Source organism: Peribacillus loiseleuriae (assembly GCF_001183985.1).
Lineage (GTDB): Bacteria > Bacillota > Bacilli > Bacillales > DSM-1321 > Peribacillus > Peribacillus loiseleuriae.
Map to the genome: position 1 here is coordinate 1,727,191 of NZ_LFZW01000001.1, position 19,465 is coordinate 1,746,655.

At 38.0% G+C, this 19,465-nt stretch carries 18 protein-coding genes; all 18 read left to right on the forward strand.

What is annotated here, in order from left to right; translation table 11 throughout:
• Positions 1-14 precede the first annotated feature (14 nt).
• Positions 15-380 carry a 30S ribosome-binding factor RbfA gene (gene rbfA / locus AC625_RS07960; RefSeq protein ID WP_049680819.1) on the forward strand — a complete coding sequence of 122 codons (366 nt, stop codon included), beginning with the start codon at positions 15-17 and terminating at the stop codon, positions 378-380.
• A 191-nt stretch (positions 381-571) separates the two neighbouring features.
• Positions 572-1,495 carry a tRNA pseudouridine(55) synthase TruB gene (gene truB, locus AC625_RS07965; RefSeq protein ID WP_049680820.1) on the forward strand — a complete coding sequence of 308 codons (924 nt, stop codon included), beginning with the start codon at positions 572-574 and terminating at the stop codon, positions 1,493-1,495.
• Positions 1,496-1,534: 39 nt separating this feature from the next.
• Positions 1,535-2,476, forward strand: a complete 942-nt coding sequence (gene ribF / locus AC625_RS07970; protein ID WP_425415480.1) for a bifunctional riboflavin kinase/FAD synthetase — start codon at positions 1,535-1,537, stop codon at positions 2,474-2,476.
• A gap of 127 nt (positions 2,477-2,603) precedes the next feature.
• Positions 2,604-2,873, forward strand: coding sequence for a 30S ribosomal protein S15 (rpsO, locus tag AC625_RS07975; RefSeq protein ID WP_049680822.1), 270 nt, complete (start codon positions 2,604-2,606; stop codon positions 2,871-2,873).
• A gap of 280 nt (positions 2,874-3,153) precedes the next feature.
• Complete coding sequence (pnp, locus tag AC625_RS07980) at positions 3,154-5,271, forward strand: polyribonucleotide nucleotidyltransferase (protein WP_049680823.1); 2,118 nt, start codon at positions 3,154-3,156, stop codon at positions 5,269-5,271.
• Between the two features lie 274 nt (positions 5,272-5,545).
• The gene (locus AC625_RS07985; protein WP_049680824.1) at positions 5,546-6,502 is read left to right on the forward strand and encodes a polysaccharide deacetylase family protein; all 957 of its coding nucleotides are present in this window, start codon (positions 5,546-5,548) and stop codon (positions 6,500-6,502) included.
• A 57-nt stretch (positions 6,503-6,559) separates the two neighbouring features.
• Positions 6,560-7,789: a M16 family metallopeptidase gene (locus tag AC625_RS07990; RefSeq protein WP_049680825.1), complete on the forward strand. Its 1,230-nt coding sequence runs from the start codon at positions 6,560-6,562 to the stop codon at positions 7,787-7,789.
• Positions 7,790-8,114: 325 nt separating this feature from the next.
• On the forward strand, positions 8,115-8,363 hold the full coding sequence (locus AC625_RS07995) for a YlmC/YmxH family sporulation protein (RefSeq protein ID WP_049680826.1): 249 nt from the start codon (positions 8,115-8,117) through the stop codon (positions 8,361-8,363).
• Positions 8,364-8,551: 188 nt separating this feature from the next.
• The gene (gene dpaA / locus AC625_RS08000; RefSeq protein WP_049683632.1) at positions 8,552-9,454 is read left to right on the forward strand and encodes a dipicolinic acid synthetase subunit A; all 903 of its coding nucleotides are present in this window, start codon (positions 8,552-8,554) and stop codon (positions 9,452-9,454) included.
• Positions 9,451-10,050, forward strand: coding sequence for a dipicolinate synthase subunit B (locus tag AC625_RS08005; protein WP_049680827.1), 600 nt, complete (start codon positions 9,451-9,453; stop codon positions 10,048-10,050). The genes dpaA and AC625_RS08005 overlap by 4 nt, the downstream gene beginning before the upstream one ends.
• Positions 10,051-10,264: 214 nt before the next feature.
• The gene (gene asd / locus AC625_RS08010; RefSeq protein WP_049680828.1) at positions 10,265-11,320 is read left to right on the forward strand and encodes an aspartate-semialdehyde dehydrogenase; all 1,056 of its coding nucleotides are present in this window, start codon (positions 10,265-10,267) and stop codon (positions 11,318-11,320) included.
• A gap of 199 nt (positions 11,321-11,519) precedes the next feature.
• On the forward strand, positions 11,520-12,764 hold the full coding sequence (gene dapG / locus AC625_RS08015; protein ID WP_049680829.1) for an aspartate kinase: 1,245 nt from the start codon (positions 11,520-11,522) through the stop codon (positions 12,762-12,764).
• 62 nt (positions 12,765-12,826) lie between these two features.
• Positions 12,827-13,693, forward strand: a complete 867-nt coding sequence (gene dapA, locus AC625_RS08020) for a 4-hydroxy-tetrahydrodipicolinate synthase (RefSeq protein WP_049680830.1) — start codon at positions 12,827-12,829, stop codon at positions 13,691-13,693.
• A gap of 445 nt (positions 13,694-14,138) precedes the next feature.
• Positions 14,139-15,791, forward strand: a complete 1,653-nt coding sequence (locus AC625_RS08025) for a ribonuclease J (RefSeq protein ID WP_049683633.1) — start codon at positions 14,139-14,141, stop codon at positions 15,789-15,791.
• Between the two features lie 281 nt (positions 15,792-16,072).
• Complete coding sequence (locus tag AC625_RS08030; protein ID WP_049680831.1) at positions 16,073-16,456, forward strand: GntR family transcriptional regulator; 384 nt, start codon at positions 16,073-16,075, stop codon at positions 16,454-16,456.
• Positions 16,457-17,146, forward strand: a complete 690-nt coding sequence (locus AC625_RS08035) for an ABC transporter ATP-binding protein (protein ID WP_049680832.1) — start codon at positions 16,457-16,459, stop codon at positions 17,144-17,146.
• A complete protein-coding gene (locus AC625_RS08040; RefSeq protein WP_049680833.1) occupies positions 17,143-17,979 on the forward strand; it encodes a hypothetical protein in 837 nt (278 codons plus the stop codon). Before AC625_RS08035 ends, AC625_RS08040 begins: the two co-directional genes overlap by 4 nt.
• 14 nt (positions 17,980-17,993) lie before the next feature.
• Positions 17,994-19,214 (forward strand): hypothetical protein, encoded by a 1,221-nt coding sequence (locus AC625_RS08045; RefSeq protein WP_049680834.1) that lies wholly within the window; start codon positions 17,994-17,996, stop codon positions 19,212-19,214.
• Positions 19,215-19,465: the final 251 nt, after the last annotated feature.

A 19,465-nucleotide genomic window follows, 5' to 3' on the forward strand; every position in this document is an offset into this window, starting at 1 on the left:
GCGAGGTGATGTAAATGAGCCATCGTGCGAATCGTGTAGGCGAGCAAATGAAGAAAGAATTGAGTGAAATTATCGGTCGTAAAATAAAGGACCCCCGGATTGGTTTTGTTACTGTTACAGATGTTGCTGTTACGGGTGACCTTCAACAAGCAACTATCTATATCTCTGTACTTGGAGATGAAGAGCAAAAAGAAAATACGTTAAAGGGTCTTTCAAAAGCAACAGGTTTCATCCGTTCAGAAATCGGTCAGAGAATCCGTTTAAGGAAAACGCCGGAAATATCTTTTGAATTTGATGAGTCGGTTACTTATGGAAATCGAATAGAATCACTTATTACTCAGATTCATTCAGAGCAGCCTGCTAATAAAGACGAAGAATAACAACCTGATAAGGGTATCCCATAACGACAGGGTCAGACCCCGCGACTACTTTATACTATGGGTAGGGTGCGAGGTCAGATCCTTTTGGGACACCCACATTCAACATATTTTTCTTTGAAAAACAGGTAGACAATGGTCTATCTTTTTTTCTGTCAAAAATTAAAAAAACAAAATGAAGAGAGGTGTCAAAAATGGAAGGGATTTTGCCTTTATTAAAACCAAAAGGAATGACCTCGCATGACTGTGTTTTTAAACTTCGAAAAATCTTAAAAACAAAGAAAGTGGGTCATACAGGCACTCTTGACCCAGATGTTACGGGAGTCTTACCTATTTGTATCGGAAGAGCAACGAAAATTGCTGAATACATTACAGACGCTGGAAAAGCATATGAAGGCGAAATCACACTCGGTTTTTCAACGACTACTGAAGATAGCAGCGGTGAGAAATTGGATGAAACAATTATTTCGGATGAAATCACAAGAGGACATATTTTAGAAGTGTTTCAATCTTTAACGGGTCCAATCATCCAAACACCACCGATGTATTCAGCAGTCAAGGTGAACGGAAAAAAATTATATGAGTATGCTCGGGCTGGGATTGAGGTTGAAAGACCTTCAAGAGAAGTGACAATTCATGAATTAACATTACTCGATGATCGTGAAGTATTTGTGGGGAATACCATTTCATTTAAATTCAGGGTGAAATGCAGCAAAGGGACATACATACGAACGCTTGCTGTCATGATGGGAGAACGTCTCGGCTATCCAGCTCATATGTCCAGCTTAATTAGAATAGAATCAGCGGGGTTTACTTTAAATGATTGCAAAACGCTCGAAGAAGTGAAAGAGCTTTTCGAAGAAGGAAAAGAAAAGGAATTTTTGCTGCCGCTTGAGCGTGGTCTCTATCATTTGCCGAAATATCAGATTAATGATAAAGTAGCAATGAAAATATTAAACGGTGCGGTTCTAACGCAGCCAGATGATTTGGATTATGCTAAAGGTGAACCTTTTGTCATGATTAATGAAAATGGAAGAGCCTTAGCTATTTATCAAGTGCATCCCGTAAAAGAACATGTAATCAAACCAGTGAAAATTTTGGTCATAGATGAACTGTGAGGCATACCGGGAGAAAGAGGAGATTTGAACGTGAAAGTAATGACAATAGAGCATCCTCAAACATTTAATCCTGAAGAATTACCACCCTTAGTTATTGCGCTTGGATTTTTTGATGGAATACATATTGGACATCAGAAAGTGATTCAGACGGCAAAAGATGCAGCTATGAGGATGGGTGCTAAATCAGCGGTGATGACTTTTGATCCCCATCCATCTGCAGTACTTGGGATGGAGCAGCAATCTGTTCAATATATTACACCGTTGCAAGAAAAGGTAGCGATTATTGAAGAGCTTGATGTTGATTATGTTTTCGTTATTCATTTTACAAAAGAATTCGCAACATTAACTCCTCAACAATTTGTGGATGATTATTTAATCAAGCTTCATACCATTCATGTTGTCGCAGGCTTTGATTTCTCATATGGAAGGTTCGGAGAAGGAACGATGGACACGCTTCCGATTCATTCAAGAGGTCAATTTACGCAAACCATTGTCGAAAAGCAAACAATGGAAGAGGAGAAAATCAGCTCAACTAGGATAAGAAAAACCTTGCAAGAAGGAGATTTTATTGACTTTTATAAGTTAACAGGAAGATGGTATTCTGTACGAGGAACCGTAATACACGGTGAAAAACGCGGAAGGCAGCTCGGATTCCCGACTGCAAACATCGACATCAAGGATCGATATATCTTCCCATCTACAGGTGTGTATGCTGTGAAAATTCAAATTGATCATAAATGGTTTAATGGTGTTTGTAATGTGGGATATAAGCCAACTTTCCATGAGAAGAGACCTGAATATCCGTCCGTTGAAGTTCATGTGCTTGGCTTTGATCGAGTGATATATGGAGAAGATGTCGCTGTAGAATGGCATAAAAGGCTCCGCAGTGAACAAAAATTTGCTGGCCTGGAACAATTGGTTCAACAGATTGAATTGGATAAAAATCACGCAATCGAGTATTTTTCGCAATTAGATGGATAGAACTTGCATTCTGTAAAAAAAGGTTGTATGATATTCAAGTATGAAAATAACCGTTGCTTGGCTAAGCGAGTCTCCGACGCTGGCTCAGTAATTGGGGATTTTACAGAAACCTTAGGAGGAATAAACAATGGCAATTACACAATTACGTAAAAATGAACTTATCACTGAGTACCGTACTCACGACACTGACACTGGGTCACCAGAGGTTCAGATTGCAGTTTTAACAGAAGAAATCAACAACTTGAACGGTCACTTACGCACTCATAAAAAAGACCACCATTCACGCCGCGGTCTTCTTAAAATGGTTGGTAAACGTCGTAATCTTCTTACTTACCTTCGTAATAAAGATGTTACTCGCTACCGTACATTAATTAATAAATTAGGCCTACGCCGATAATTAGTCGAAAAAGCGGGAGATTTTCCCGCTTTTTTGATGTTTGAAGACAAAAGTCATTTTACATAATGTGTAAAAGGGAGATTATTTGAAAAAAAACTTGTTTTTTTCAAATATACTCCGTTTTGCTGTTAATGCTTATTTATTTCGTGCATAATAGGAATAGTTTGGTTATGGAAGCTTTATTAATTTGACATATATGATAATGAAGATTTTAGATAAGGTTTAGGTGAAAACGACCAGGCCTCTAAAGTGAAGATTCAGAGAGGGGTTTAATTGAAAGATGGGACAGAACAAACATACGTATTCATACGAATGGGCCGGAAGAACATTAACTGTTGAAATTGGCCAGTTAGCTAAACAGGCAAATGGAGCTGTGCTTGTACGGTATGAAGAAACAGTTGTATTAAGTACAGCTACTGCATCAAAGGAACCAAAGAACGTTGACTTTTTCCCTTTAATGGTAAGCTATGAAGAAAGACTATATGCAGTTGGGAAAATTCCGGGTGGATTCATTAAGCGTGAGGGAAGACCAAGCGAAAGAGCAATTTTAGCAAGCCGTTTGATTGACCGTCCGATTCGTCCTTTATTTGCTGACGGCTTTAGAAATGATGTACAAGTTATCAGTATGGTGATGAGTGTGGATCAAGATTGTTCTTCTGAAATGGCCGCAATGCTTGGATCATCTCTTGCGCTATCCGTTTCAGACATTCCGTTCGAAGGGCCAATCGCAGGTGTAGTTGTTGGTAGAATTGATGGGAAATTCATTGTTAATCCGAATGTTGATCAGCTTGCACAAAGTGATATTAATTTGACTGTAGCTGGAACGAAAGACGCGATTAATATGGTTGAAGCAGGAGCTAACGAAGTACCTGAAGAAACGATGCTTGAAGCAATTATGTTTGGACATGATGAAATTAAGAACTTAATCGAGTTCCAAGAAAAAATCGTTGCTGAAATCGGCAAAGAAAAAATGAAAATCAATCTATATCAAGTAGATGCGGGGCTTGAGGCTGAAATTAAAAGTCTTTGTGAAGCTGATTTAAACAAAGCCGTACAAGTTCAGGAGAAACATGCTCGTGAAGCAGCTATTAAAGAAGTAAAAGACCGTGTGCTATTGCAATTCGAGGAAGAAACAGACGAAGACACATTAAAGCAAATTAAAGAAATCTTAAATAAATTGGTGAAATCAGAAGTACGTCGTTTGATTACAGAAGAAAAGGTTCGCCCGGACGGCCGTAATCCAGATGAAATCAGACCGCTTTCTTCTGAAATCGACATCCTTCCTCGTACACATGGCTCAGGATTGTTTACGCGTGGACAAACTCAAGCCTTATCTATCTGTACTCTTGGTGCACTTGGAGATGTTCAGATTTTAGACGGACTGGGTACTGAGGAATCTAAACGATTCATGCATCACTATAATTTCCCACATTTCAGTGTTGGAGAAACAGGACCAATCCGGGGTGCCGGACGTCGTGAAATTGGCCATGGTGCACTTGGAGAAAGAGCACTAGAGCCAGTGATACCAAATGATAAAGACTTCCCATATACAATCCGACTTGTTTCAGAGGTACTTGAATCAAATGGTTCGACTTCACAAGCAAGTATCTGTGCAAGTACGCTGGCTATGATGGATGCGGGTGTTCCTTTGACAGCACCAGTAGCTGGTATTGCAATGGGACTAGTTAAAACTGGAGAACACTATACCATTTTAACTGATATTCAAGGGATGGAAGATCACCTAGGTGATATGGACTTTAAAGTAGCGGGTACTGCAAAAGGTGTCACTGCTCTGCAAATGGACATAAAAATTGAAGGTCTATCAAGAGAAATTCTTGAAGAAGCACTTCAACAAGCAAAACGTGGAAGAATGCATATTCTTGATTCAATGATGTCAACTATCAATACGCCACGCGAAAATCTTTCAAAATATGCACCAAAAATCTTAACGATGGCAATTAACCCAGATAAGATCCGTGATGTAATCGGACCAAGCGGAAAACACATCAATAAAATTATTGAAGAAACTGGCGTGAAAATTGATATCGAGCAAGACGGTACAGTGTTTATTGCGTCTACTAATGAAGAGATGAACCAAAAAGCGAAGAAAATCATTGAAGATATTGTTCGTGAAGTAGTTGTTGGTGAAGTCTATCTAGGTAAAGTAAAACGAATTGAAAAATTCGGTGCGTTTGTTGAAATCTTTAATGGTAAAGATGGTCTTGTACACATTTCTGAGCTTGCTGAAGAACGCGTAGGTAAGGTTGAGGATGTTGTAAAAATAGGCGATGAATTATCTGTTAAAGTCGTTGAAATCGATAAACAAGGAAGAGTAAATCTTTCTCATAAAGCAATTCTAAAGGCTCAAAAAGAAAGTGAAGAAAAATCAGAGGCTTAAAAGTGTTTAGCAATATCGATAAAATGGATGCATGCGATTCTTTGTGAATTTGCATGCTTTTTTCTATATAAAGACTTATGATGAAGGATAGTTGATCAATTAATTGGTCTATTCGCATCGATGATCGCTTTGGGTTATTTGTTTGTTAGGATGATGGATCATATTGAATACATTTCTTTTTAAAGGAGATTGCACTACTATTATTGTCAATGACTGCTATCGTTCTACCTTGTCCATTCTCCTCATACTATTTATGTGAGGGGAGCTGTAAAAGATGAGGAAATTAGGCCAGATAGTTGCGTTTAGTGCCATTGCAGGTATATCATGGTTATTAGTGCAAAATCCATATGTAGATTTGTATGTAAAGTCGATAACAGGGCAGGCTGTTGTTGCAGTAAAACAGGGTGACTCGCTTATGCTAGATATTGAATCAAAGGCGAAGGAATTTGAAATAGCTCCACAGGATGCAAGAATTGATTCAATCTGGAAAACGGTACCTGGTCTTAACGGTCTTAAAGTAGACGTTAGGGAATCTTATAAGGCAATGAAAGACAAAGGGATTTTTAACGAAAAAAAGTTGGTTTTTGAACAAGTCTCTCCTAGCGTACATATAAGCGACTTAGCTCCTGCACCAATTTACCGGGCACATCCTGAAAAACCAGTCGTGTCACTTTTAATTAATGTGGCATGGGGCAATGAATATTTACAGGATATGCTTGCCATACTTAAGGAAAATGATGTAAAGGCTACTTTCTTTTTGGAAGGTAGATGGACTAAGAATAATCCTGAACTAGCAAAAATGATTGAACAAGGCGGACATGAGATTGGCAATCATTCTTATACTCATCCTGATATGAAATCACTAACCCAAACGGCTGCTAAAAATGAAATGCAAAAAACAAATGAAGTGATTGAGGCTGTGACAGATAAGAAAGTAAAGTGGTTTGCTCCTCCAAGTGGGGGTTTCCGAGATGAAACGGTTGAAGTTGCAAAAAGCCTTGGTATGGGTACGATTCTTTGGAGTGTGGATACAATTGATTGGCAAAAGCCAAGTCCAGATGTTCTGCTAAATAGAGTTCTTAGTAAAGCTCACTCTGGAGCATTTATCCTGATGCATCCAACAGACGCTTCTGCATCGTCATTAGAAGTTTTAATTCAACAATTGAAGAAGAAAGGCCTACAAATTGTAACCGTTTCAGAAGCTGTTGATGAAAGAAGAATGATTCAATAGATAGCAGTTTACAAATTGCCTGCGCTTTCAACTGCAAAGAACAAGGAGGAATGTTCATTGATTAAGAAATATACATGTCAAAATGGTGCAAGAATAGTACTCGAAAATATCTCAACAGTCCGTTCAGCTGCGATAGGGATCTGGATTAAAACTGGCTCCCGTAATGAAACACCGGAATTGAATGGGATTTCCCATTTTCTCGAGCATATGTTTTTTAAAGGTACAACTACTCGTAGTGCTCGAGAAATTGCTGAATCTTTCGATAGCATTGGCGGTCAGGTAAATGCCTTTACTTCAAAAGAATATACTTGTTATTATGCAAAAGTGCTCGATAACCATGCTAGCTTTGCGCTTGAAATTCTTTCTGACATGTTCTTTAATTCTACGTTTGACGAAGGAGAATTGAAGAAAGAGAAAAATGTAGTGCTTGAGGAAATTAAAATGTACGAAGATACTCCAGATGATATTGTCCATGACCTGTTAAGTGAAGCAGTATATGAAAAGCATCCTCTGGGCTATCCAATCCTTGGCACAGAAGAAACACTTGATACGTTTACAAGTGAGACGTTAAAACAATACGTTCATGATATGTATACACCGGACAAGGTCGTTATTTCCATTGCTGGGAATGTGGACGAAAGCATGATTCAAGAAGTTGAAAAATACTTCGGATCGTTTACAGGCAGCGATATTCGAACTGAACTTATTAAGCCTATTTTTCATCAAAATCAATTCACAAAAAAGAAAGAAACGGAGCAGGCCCACCTATGCTTAGGTTTTGAAGGTTTGAGCATCGGTCATGATGACATGTACAGTTTAATCACTCTCAACAATATTTTGGGTGGTAGTATGAGCAGCCGTCTTTTCCAGGAGGTTCGTGAACAACGTGGCCTTGCCTACTCAGTTTATTCTTATCATTCGAGTTATCAAGATAGCGGTTTAGTGACGATATATGGCGGTACTGGAGCTAATCAGTTGGAAAGTCTATATGAGACGATACAAATGACTTTAGACACGCTAAAACGGGAAGGGATCACTGCGAAAGAACTAAGAAACAGCAAAGAGCAGCTAAAAGGAAGCTTGATGTTGAGTCTTGAAAGCACCAATAGCAGAATGAGCCGTAACGGCAAAAATGAGCTGTTGCTTGAGAATCATCGTTCTCTTGATCGGATTGTAGAATTAATTGATGAAGTAACGGAAGAGCAGGTAAACAAGATGGCACAGCAAATTTTCACAGATTCTTATGCTTCTTCATTAGTTAGTCCGCTAGAAGAATGGACTAAATAATCGCACAAAAAAAGAGGATGCCCCAAGGGTCAGACCTCACATTCTATATATCGTTTATTGTGTTATTTACACAGTCATATAAACGAATATAGTAGATGTGGGGTCTGACCCTTTCTTATGGGACAGCCTTTTATTTGAGAGAAGAAAGAAAGCTTTTCAGGTGAATTTCGATGTTCAGTGAAGGCAGTCAAGCCCATCCGAAGCCATTTGCTTGCCGGCGGTGAACAGGGCGTTTGCGCTATTCTAATAAATGGTCATTCTTGTACTTCTATTCTTGGACAAAGTCGGATATAGATGAAATATGAACATATAAGGAGGAGATACTTTGAGGCTTAGTGAATTAAGTGGAAAAGAGATTGTCGATGTGGCCCGTGCTGAGCGATTAGGAGTATTAGGTCAAACGGATCTTGAAATCAACGAAAAAGGACAAATAACAGCTTTAATCATCCCTTCTTTAAAGTGGTTTGGATTAAAGCGGCAAGGACATGAAATAAAAGTACCCTGGGAGCACATAAAGAAGATCGGTTCTGACATGGTGATTATTGATATAGTGGAAACCCAATATGAAGAATAAAATTTACTGTTCTTTTTAACTGCCTAAGGGCGGTTTTTTTTGTGAATTTTTGTAGTTGAAAATTCAATTTAGAATGTTAGATACATATCCTACTATCACCTATTTTGGAAGCACTACATAGGATGTAAGGGTAAATCAATGAAAAAAAACGCGGAGACATTTCCATGAAAAAGAAGGTGACGGTTTTAATGCTCACAGGCTTGCAAATCGCAGTTATCGGCGGGGATGCTCGTCAGCTAGAGGTAGTTCGGAAACTGACTGAACTGGATGCAAGACTTTGGCTAGTAGGCTTTGAACAGCTTGAACATTCATTTACTGGTGCGGTAAAAGAGAAGCTTGAGGATGTAGATTTTTCTGAAATTGATACAGTCATACTACCTGTTGCAGGTACAAATCTTGAAGGTAAGGTAGATACGATTTTTTCAAATGAAGAAGTAACAATTACGGAAGAGGTTGTATTGAAAACTCCACCTCATTGTACGTTTTATTCTGGAATTAGTAATGTATATTTAACAGGAATTATGAAAAATGCCAATCGGCGTCTTGTGCAGCTTTTTGAAAGGGATGATGTAGCCATTTATAACTCAATCCCGACCGTCGAAGGGACAATTATGATGGCTATACAACATACAGACTTCACCATCCATGGCTCGAGTATAGCCATTTTAGGACTAGGTAGAGTCGGCATGACCGCGGCGAGAAGCTTTCAAGCTCTTGGTGCGAAGGTAAGAGTGGGAGTTAGAAAAACGGAAGATGTTGCAAGGGTTACGGAGATGGCCATGATGCCTTTTCATATCAATGATTTAACGAAGATGATGAGAGATGTAGATATATGCATTAATACGATTCCTCATCCAATTATCACAGCAAGTGTACTGGCAAATATGCCTGTTCATACCTTAGTCATTGATCTTGCTTCAAAACCGGGAGGTACAGATTTTCGTTATGCTGAGAAAAGAGGAATCAAGGCATTGCTTGCACCAAGTTTGCCTGGCATTGTTGCACCGAAAACTGCAGGTAAAATATTAGGGAATGCATTGTCCGAGTTAATCAAGGAAGATATGAAAAAGCGAAAGGGGAAAACGAAATGAGCTTAAAAGGTGTACGAATTGGTTTCGGATTAACTGGTTCGCATTGCACGTATGATGCTGTTTTTCCGGAAATTGAAAAATTAGTGAATGAAGGCGCCGAGGTCATTCCGATTGTCACTTCGACTGTTCAGCATACAGAAACAAGATTTGGAAAAGGGGAAGACTGGATTGATAGGATAGAAAAATTGACCGGACATCATGTGGTGGATACAATAGTAAAAGCGGAGCCACTAGGCCCAAAAAAACCTCTTGCTTGTATGGTCATTGCTCCGATGACAGGAAATTCAATGAGTAAGATGGCGAATGCATTAACCGATTCACCAGTGCTTATGGCCGCAAAAGCGACGATGAGGAATCACCGTCCAGTTGTCTTAGCTGTCTCAACCAATGATGCTCTAGGACTCAATGGAATAAATTTAATGAGATTAATGGACTCAAAAGATGTTTATTTTGTACCATACGGTCAGGATGATCCGGAGGGGAAACCGACTTCGATGGTAGCGAGAATGAGTCAGATACGTGAAACAATTATCGCCGCATTAGATGGTAAACAAATTCAACCAGTAATCATCGAGAGATTTAAAGATCCCTCATAAATTTTAATAAATGAAACAGATGAAAATATCGATAAATAATCAGATTTTTGTTAATTTTTTGCCTGTATTGCCCCGATTACGACATAAATTAGTAAAATCCTGTTTCTTTCGTGCATTGATATGTTAAAATAAATGATATTTCTATTAAAAATGTTACTAGCATCGATGACAAATAGATGGAAGTCATCATGTGAATGGAAAAGGGGTAAGGAAAATGGAAGAGACAAAAGGATTAAATATTGCGGTTGTCGGGGCGACCGGAGCAGTAGGACAACAAATGATACAAACACTTGAATCAAGAGAACTGCCAATAAAAAAAATCACTTTTTTATCTTCGGCCCGCTCGGCAGGAAAGAAACTTCTATTTAAAGGTAAAGAAGTTGAAGTTCAGGAAGCAAAGCCTGAAAGCTTTGAAGGTATAGATATCGCTTTATTCAGTGCGGGTGGAAGTATTTCTAAGGAGTTGGCACCTGAAGCGGTGAAACGCGGAGCGATTGTGGTTGATAACACGAGTGCCTACCGCATGGATGAACAAGTCCCTTTAGTTGTTCCTGAGGTAAATGAAGAAGACTTACGCCATCATAATGGAATTATTGCTAATCCGAACTGTTCAACTATTCAAATGGTCGTAGCTCTTGAACCGATTAGAAAGGCTTATGGATTAAATAAAATTATTGTATCTACTTATCAGGCCGTTTCTGGAGCAGGTGCTGCAGCAATTAATGAATTAAGAGAGCAGTCTCGCGACTTACTTGATAACCAAGAAATCAAACCAGCAATATTACCAGTGAAAGGTGATAAAAAGCATTATCAAATTGCATTTAACGTAATTCCGCAAATTGATACATTTCAGGATAATGGCTTTACTTACGAAGAAATGAAAATGATTAATGAAACAAAAAAAATCATGCATATGCCTGAACTACATGTAGCTGCAACCTGTGTTAGACTACCTGTTGAGACCGGCCATTCTGAGTCAGTGTACGTTGAAACGAGTGCAGCTAGCATTACAGCAGCCGATATTAAAACATTATTAAGTGATGCACCAGGAGTCGTGCTTCAAGATGATCCAGAAAATCAAATTTATCCGATGCCGTCCGATGCTGTTGGAAAAACCGGCGTCTTTGTTGGCAGAATTCGTAAAGATTTGGATAAGGATAATGGATTCCATCTATGGGTAGTATCCGATAACCTTCTTAAAGGAGCTGCTTGGAATTCAGTTCAAATCGCGGAAAGTTTATTGAAATTAGGATTAGTTACGGTAAAATAAAGATAGCATTTATCAGTAAAGCTAGATTGATCGTTCGATTGTAATTAAAAAGAGATATAAGAAGCAATGTGGCTGGTTAAAAAAGGCAGACCCAGTAACTACTGAATATAGTATAAAAGTATTGTTTAATACTAAATACTGTAGTAGAGTACGAAATCAGACCTTTTTGAGCTAGCCCTTTACATTTGAGGTGTGAAGAATGAAATTCATCGTTCAGAAATTCGGAGGAACTTCTGTACGAGATGAGGAAAGCAGAGCACATGCTAAGCGTCATATCCAAAAAGCGCTAAATGATGGGTTCAAGGTTGTGGTCGTCGTCTCGGCAATGGGAAGAAAAGGAGATGCCTATGCAACGGACACGCTTTTATCACTCGTAAATGGTACAGACAGCAAACTCTCAAAAAGAGAACAAGATTTACTTTTATCCGTGGGGGAAACAATCTCCTCGGTTGTTTTCACGAATACACTATTGGATAGTGGAATAAGCGCGACAACCTTTACAGGAGCACAAGCCGGATTCCTCACAAACCAAGATCATACAAATGCCAAAATTATTGACATGAAATGTGATAGAATAAGAAGAGAGTTAGAGCTTCATGATGTAGTTGTAGTTGCTGGCTTTCAAGGAGCAGCAAAAAACGGGGACATAACGACAATTGGACGGGGTGGAAGCGATACATCTGCAGCAGCCCTTGGCTCAGCATTACAAGCTGAATATGTAGATATATTCACTGATGTAGAAGGTATAATGACAGCTGATCCACGCATAGCTGACTTTGCTCGCCCGCTTTCTGTAGTAACTTACAATGAAGTATGTAATATGGCTTATCAAGGTGCGAAAGTTATTCATCCTAGAGCTGTTGAGATTGCGATGCAGGCAAAAGTTCCAATCCGCATCAGATCTACTTATTCAGATGGTCTCGGAACATTAGTAACGAGCATGAATAAAGGCAGCAATGGCAGTGAGATAAAAGAAAGACTGGTGACAGGGATAGCCCATGTCTCGAAAATTACTCAAATCAAAGTGAAAGCAAAGAAAGACCAATATAATCTTCAGGCTGAAGTATTTAAAGCGATGGCAAATGCTTCGATAAGCGTCGATTTTATTAATATTTCACCAAACGCAGTCGTTTATACAGTTACAGAAGAAATGACAAGCAATGCCATTTCTATTTTGGAAAATATGGGGTATGAGCCATTTATCCAAAGGAATTGTGCAAAAGTCTCGGTTGTTGGGGCTGGGATTAATGGAGTACCTGGTGTTGCTGCCAAAATCGTGACAGCATTATCAGATCGGGAAATTAGCATTTTACAATCTGCCGATAGCCACACAACCATTTGGGTGTTAGTAAAGGAACAAGATTTGTCAGTTGCTGTGAATGCATTACATGACGCATTTCAATTGCACGAGGAAACCCCGGAATACCGGATAACAGATCGATAACTTCATTTATATTTTTTTAATTGTGATGAGTATCTCATCTTATAAAATCAAGAGGTGTATGTATGATTAACTTTGGTAGAGTTTCAACCGCAATGGTTACTCCTTTTGATAAAAAAGGGAATATTGACTTAGCAAAAACAACATTATTGATCAATTACTTGATTGAAAATGGTACAGATTCATTAGTCATATCAGGTACAACTGGAGAGTCACCTACTTTAACATCTGAAGAAAAAATAGCGTTGCTCAAGCATGTTGTAAAAGTTGTTGACAAACGAATTCCTGTTGTTATGGGAACTGGTAGCTATAATACGTATGCAACGATTGAGCTTACGAAAAAAGCAGAGATAACTGGTGCAGATGCCATCATGCTAGTGGCTCCTTACTACAGTAAAACAAATCAAGAAGGTCTTTATCAGCATTTTAAGACGATAGCAGACAGCACGACCCTCCCGGTTATGGTGTACAATATCCCTGGAAGATCGGCTGTAAATATTACTCCAGAAACGATTATTAGATTATCTGAAGTTGATAATATTGTGGCCGTTAAAGAAGCAAGCGGTGATTTGACTGCCATGACCCAAATCATATCAGGCACAAATGAAGATTTTCACTTGTATAGTGGAGATGACGGCATTGCTCTTCCTGTCCTTGCAATTGGTGGCGCTGGGGTCGTTTCTGTCGCATCACATATTATCGGGAATGAAATGCAGCAAATGATCGAGTCCTTCTTTACAGGGAACCTGAAAGAAGCAGCTAAACAGCATCAGGCATTGCTTCCAGTGTTCAAAGGACTATTTGCAGCACCGAGTCCAGTTCCAGTCAAGACAGCTTTGCAAATGAAGGGAATGGATGTCGGTTCGGTTAGGCTGCCGCTTGTGCCGCTTACTGAACAGGAAAGAATGACACTTAGCACAACTATTTTATAAAGTGAAACTTCAATTAGTAGGGGCTTTATCCCCTACTAATTGTTAGTCTCGTTCTAATGTTACTAATACCTTTAATAAAGTGACACTACAATGAAACTTACCTATGAAAACAACAAAGGTAAGTTTCATTGTATCTCATCAATCGGGCTTTTACGGGCCTACGCATCCTCTAAGCTTTGAGGTAGGGGTCTCGCTCGTTACTGCGGGATAAATATAGACATCGTATACAAGCCAATCGGTAACGATTGGCTTGTTGTATATAATGAATGTATGCGCTTTTAATTTTGAAAAAAATATTCGCAGTGATTTTGACTCCTATATTTTGAATAAATCAAGGTATAAAAGTGAAAGTTTGCCATTTTTTTAAAAGCTTCAGTTATAATGGATACAATTGGATTTCGAACAGTATTTACTTAAGGAGGATATAAGGTTGACTAGAGATCATATGAACGGCATTAGAGTTATACCCCTGGGAGGACAGGGAGAGCTTGGAAAAAGCATGTATATTGTTGAAGTAAATCAAGATATGTTTCTGCTTGATGCTGGTTTAATGTTTCCTGAAGAAGAAATGTTAGGCATCGATGCGGTTATTCCGGACATTTCGTATGTGGTTGAGAACAAAGAAAGAGTAAAAGCAATACTTCTAAGTCATGGGCACGACGACCATATAGGGGCCTTGTCTTATGTTTTAAAATACATTAAGGCACCTGTGTATGGTACGAGATTAACATTGGCTCTAGCCAAAGAGAAAATGAAGGAAAATGATTTTAAAGGCAATGCGGAATTTATTGAAATTCAGTCTGATTCAATTCTGAACTTCCCAGCAAGTAGGATCAGCTTTTTCCGGACGAATCATAGTATACCTGACTCTGTTGGGATTGCGATTCATACAGAAGAAGGTGCAATTGTCTATACGGGTGATTTTAAATTTGATCAGGCAGCAACAGATATGTATAAGCCTGAAATAGGCAAAATGGCGGCTCTCGGAGAAGAGGGGGTACTCTGTCTGTTATCGGATAGTACAGGAGCAGAGTCGCAAGGCTATACCCCTTCAGAAGCAATTGTAGAACAAGACATGATACAGGCATTTCAACAAGCGAGAGGACGATTAATTGTTGCTTGCTTCGCTTCTAATATTATCCGTATTCAACATGTATTTAACGCTGCTATAATCAGTGGCAGAAAAGTTGTGGTGGTCGGAAAAAACATACAGCGTGTATATGAGACCGCCTTAAAACTAGGCTATCTTACATTACCTGCTGATTTAATTATTCCAGCGTCAGAACTTAAACAATATTCCGATCATAAGTTAGTCATTTTATCGACCGGTCACCAAAGTGAACCCATTACAGCGTTGCAAAAAATGGCAAAAGGTACGCATAAGCAAGTTTCAATAAAACCGGAAGACACAGTGATTCTTGCAGCTTCTCCTTTAAAAGGTGGAGAGGTGATACTATTTAAAACGATTGATATGTTATACCGAGTAGGTGCTACAGTTGTACCCAATCGTTATACAGTACATGTTACTGGCCATGGCAGTCAGGAAGAACTGAAAATGATGCTAAACCTAATGAAGCCGAAATATTTAATTCCAGTACATGGAGAATATCGTCAATTATATGCTCACCAAAAGCTTGGGATTGGAGCTGGTCTACGAAAAGATCATGTCGTTGTCGCAGATAAAGGTGATATTATTGAAATGACCAATAGTCAAATTAGGCTTTCAAGCAAAGTATCGTCAGGAAATATATTAATTGATGGAAGCGGTGTTGGGGATGTGGGAAATATCGTACTCCGCGATCGTAGGCTCCTGTCTCAAGATGGTACGCTAATCGTTGTAGTAACGCTGAACAGAGGAGATAAATCAATTGCAGCTGGTCCTGAAATCATTTCTCGTGGATTTGTTTATGTCCGTGAATCAGAGAAGCTGATGGATGAGGCAACAGAACTAGTTTATAATATTGTCCAAAAAGCAAGAACTCGCCATCCTTTCGATTGGGCTGTATTGAAACAAGATATACGCGATTCATTAAACCAATACCTTTTTGACAAAACGAAAAGACGTCCGATGATCTTGCCAATTATTATGGAAATTTAATATTTTGAAATGGTCCTAGCTGTGCCAGATGCTAGGATCTTTTTATTCCGCATTAACGGAAAGTCAAGACCCCCACCTTAAGCTTATGAGGAATAAAGAAGGTGGGTTGGGGGACAACTGCCCGTAAAAGCTCGATTGGTTCAACTACCCACTGATGGAAGGCTCACTATATAAAAAATGATATTGACAGTTGGAGTGTATTATGTGTATAGTACATATAAGTAGTGTATGAACTATATGATACATACACTGTTAAAGTAGTTCAAATAGGAGATGGTTTCATGAATGCTACTTTTAATAATCGTGATCCTGTTTATTTACAGGTTGTCCGATATTTTAAGGAACAAATTGCAAATGGGAATCTTATGGTTGGACAAGAAATTCCATCTAGGAGAGAACTTGCTGCCACGATGAAAATAAATCCCAATACGGCACAAAAGGCGTATAAAGAAATGGAGGAGCAAGGTTTGATTACAACTGAAAGGAATTTTCCAAGCAAAATTACAAGAAATGAAAATATCTTACAGAGTGTAAGAGAGGAATTAATTAGTGCAGCGGTTGATTCATTCGTGCAGTCCATTCGGCCAATAAATGTTCCAATCGATGAGCTACTTCGGATTGTGCAGGAAAAATATTCGCAAGAAAGTAGTAAGGAGGGTCTCTAAATGATTGAAGTCAATCAGCTCACAAAAAAGTTCGGTAGAAAAAAAGTGCTTGATGGTGTTACTTTTACGGCTAATAAGGGCGAAATTACATGCTTAATCGGAATTAATGGTGTCGGAAAAACAACCACATTAAAGGCAATTATGGGACTGACTCCAATCAATAAAGGAAGTATATTAATTGATGGACAAAAAATCAATAAGAGTATGTATGAAAAGGTAACATTTATCCCAGATGCGATTACAATGCTTCCGCAAATGACAATTAAACAAGCGATGCAATTCATGCGGGATTTCTATAAGAATTGGAATCAAGAACGTGCGACAGAGCTTCTTACTTTCTTTAAGCTGGATGAAAAAACACGTATTTCAGAATTATCGAAAGGGAATACAGCCAAAATCAATTTGCTAATGGGATTGGCGATTGACGTAGATTATATTTTAATGGATGAACCATTCTCAGGAATCGATATCTTTAGTCGGGAACAAATTGCAGAAGTGTTCACAAGTCATTTAATAGAAGACCGGGGTGTCATCATTACTACCCATGAAATCAATGATATTGAGCATTTAATCGATAAAGTCATTCTGTTAGATAACGGAATTGTCTTAAAGGAATTTAATACCGAACAAATGCGTCAGGAAGAAGGTAAATCCGTTATTGACGTGATGAGAGAGGTGTATCAAGGATGAAAAGCTACATAAAGCTAGTCAATTTTGAAATCAATCGTTTTATAAAAATCTATGTGTCATTATTGGTTATTACTCTACTTAGTCAATTTATTGGTGTGATTGTCACTTCAAGTAGTTTTATGAATAGAGCACATGAAGTCATGTTTGAGCAGAATTTGTCCGAGTCTGGATACCTACATAAATTTGGTGGAATTGATTTTACCGACATTTCATCTACCCTTTGGTTTATAGGTCCGATTGCTTTATGTATTGTCGCTCTTATCTTTTATAGTTTTATGATCTGGTATCGTGATTGGTTTGGGAAAAATACATTCGCTTATCGCTTATTAATGTTACCAACTGCAAGAATTTCATTATATTTTTCAAAAGCTTCAGCGATTCTGCTTTTTACTTTTGGTTTACTTGCATTTCAAATACTTATATTACCACTTGAGAATACATTGTTTGAATCACTAATTCTAGAAAACTTTTTAAAGACGAGAATGGATGTATCGGTCATTCTTCAGTCAAATGGTATTTTAGGAATCGTCATACCGCCATATTTTAGTGATTTTCTCATTTCGTATGGAATTGGCATGATGTTTGTGTTTGTTCTCTTTACCTCAATTCTATTTGAAAGAAGTTTTCGTCTGAAAGGGATTGTACTCGGAATTCTTTATTTTATTGCAGCGGTTTTGTTATTTCTTTCACCATTGTTTGCGATGGCTAACGAAACAGTACCTGATTTATATCCGGAAGAGATTTTTGCCCTTTTCCTAGTACTCGGAATTTTAATAACGGGAGCATCCATCGCAATCGGAAATTGGTTGATATCAAAACGGGTATTGGTTTAAGAGGAGGAATGGCTATGAAACAGTATATTAGCAGTATTTTACTTGTATGTCTGTCCATCATTATCATCGGGGCCTATTATGGAATAATGATTGTTAATGCAAATGATTTTCCGGAATACTCTATTAAAACGTTAGAAGGTCATGAAAGTGAAATGAAAGATGTTAGTTTAAGCGGTTTTGTTGAAAAGGAGGGCATGAATACTAGTGTAAAGATTACTTCTAATGAAACATTATATCTGAGTAATCAATCGTCTTTACAACGAATGACTGTATATAATGATCCTAGAATTGAAAAACTCAAAAAAGAGCATCGTTCCTTTATGCGTGGAAAAAATAATATCTACTCTTTTTATCAAGACGCCGATTTTATAGCCTATGCAGAGACAGTTTACAAACCATCTTCATTAGATCATTCATATAAATATGTGTTTAACATTGGCTTATTGGACTTAGCTTCTGATAAGGATATTTCATTCGAACTCGGTGTTCCTGGCGAAATATTCAACAGTATCTCAGTGTTAGATGTACAACTCATTCAATCCAAATTAAAAGTAGTTACTAAAAATTATATGTATACCAATACTGGTATGGATGAGGCAGAAGTACATGTATATACTTTTGATCTTGGTAACCAGAAGCTGCTGAATGATGAAGTGATCATTACGCCACAACAAGTCAAAATGGGCTATGATGTCATAAATTCAATGGAACAAAATCCATCGCAACCTCAGAAATCAATCATTTTTATTAAGCGACCTGAAATTGTAAATCAAAGTGAGGGATCAGCAAATACTACCAATAAAGCAGCGATATTTGAATATGTTTATGATAAAAATCATTTAAAAACGATTGAGTTGCCTGAATCATTAACAGATCGTATTGTTACAAGTCAAAATTATGTGAATGGCGACAAGTTGTATGTAATCAATCACGATGCGAAAGGTCTGCATTTGACAACATTTACTATCACAAACCAAACTATTACAAATGATCAAACTTTCCCAATTAAAAGTGTCGGGACAGAAACGTTTCCGATTGTCATTAAAAATGATCGAGTGTACGTACTTGCGACGAATGATTTTGAAGAAAATAATTCGTCGAACCTACCACCGCAATTATTTATCGGTGAAATGAAAACGGGTAAAACTATGTATAAAGGTGAAGTGATCCCGAAAAAGGTGGATCAAAAGTTTAACACAAAATCATTAGTTTTATATTCATTAGAAATTAACTGAATAATAATCTACGCGTAACGAAATGTTGTCACTTCGCTTACTTTGAATAATTAACAGGTACTTTCATCAACGGATAGTTAAAAAATAAGTGGATTATCTACACATAGTAGGTAATCCACTTATTTTTTTATTCAATGGAATTCTTTAGTGCCTCTGACGAAATGTGCGAGATTTTTATTTTTCCATTGATATTTCCCTGTAAAGAATGAACCGTCCAAGCTTAGTCCATACTAACTCTATTCATATTCTGA

Excerpts from the sequence above, each read along its gene's own strand:
- dapG (WP_049680829.1), top strand. The coding sequence starts at position 11,520 with ATGAAATTCATCGTTCAGAAATTCGGAGGAACTTCTGTACGAGATGAG.
- pnp (WP_049680823.1), top strand. The coding sequence starts at position 3,154 with ATGGGACAGAACAAACATACGTATTCATACGAATGGGCCGGAAGAACA.
- dapA (WP_049680830.1), top strand. The coding sequence starts at position 12,827 with ATGATTAACTTTGGTAGAGTTTCAACCGCAATGGTTACTCCTTTTGAT.
- truB (WP_049680820.1), top strand. The coding sequence starts at position 572 with ATGGAAGGGATTTTGCCTTTATTAAAACCAAAAGGAATGACCTCGCAT.
- asd (WP_049680828.1), top strand. The coding sequence starts at position 10,265 with ATGGAAGAGACAAAAGGATTAAATATTGCGGTTGTCGGGGCGACCGGA.
- dpaA (WP_049683632.1), top strand. The coding sequence starts at position 8,552 with ATGCTCACAGGCTTGCAAATCGCAGTTATCGGCGGGGATGCTCGTCAG.
- AC625_RS08025 (WP_049683633.1), top strand. The coding sequence starts at position 14,139 with ATGAACGGCATTAGAGTTATACCCCTGGGAGGACAGGGAGAGCTTGGA.
- rpsO (WP_049680822.1), top strand. The coding sequence starts at position 2,604 with ATGGCAATTACACAATTACGTAAAAATGAACTTATCACTGAGTACCGT.
- AC625_RS08040 (WP_049680833.1), top strand. The coding sequence starts at position 17,143 with ATGAAAAGCTACATAAAGCTAGTCAATTTTGAAATCAATCGTTTTATA.
- AC625_RS08035 (WP_049680832.1), top strand. The coding sequence starts at position 16,457 with ATGATTGAAGTCAATCAGCTCACAAAAAAGTTCGGTAGAAAAAAAGTG.
- AC625_RS08030 (WP_049680831.1), top strand. The coding sequence starts at position 16,073 with ATGAATGCTACTTTTAATAATCGTGATCCTGTTTATTTACAGGTTGTC.
- ribF (WP_425415480.1), top strand. The coding sequence starts at position 1,535 with ATGACAATAGAGCATCCTCAAACATTTAATCCTGAAGAATTACCACCC.
- rbfA (WP_049680819.1), top strand. The coding sequence starts at position 15 with ATGAGCCATCGTGCGAATCGTGTAGGCGAGCAAATGAAGAAAGAATTG.
- AC625_RS08045 (WP_049680834.1), top strand. The coding sequence starts at position 17,994 with ATGAAACAGTATATTAGCAGTATTTTACTTGTATGTCTGTCCATCATT.
- AC625_RS07985 (WP_049680824.1), top strand. The coding sequence starts at position 5,546 with ATGAGGAAATTAGGCCAGATAGTTGCGTTTAGTGCCATTGCAGGTATA.
- AC625_RS08005 (WP_049680827.1), top strand. The coding sequence starts at position 9,451 with ATGAGCTTAAAAGGTGTACGAATTGGTTTCGGATTAACTGGTTCGCAT.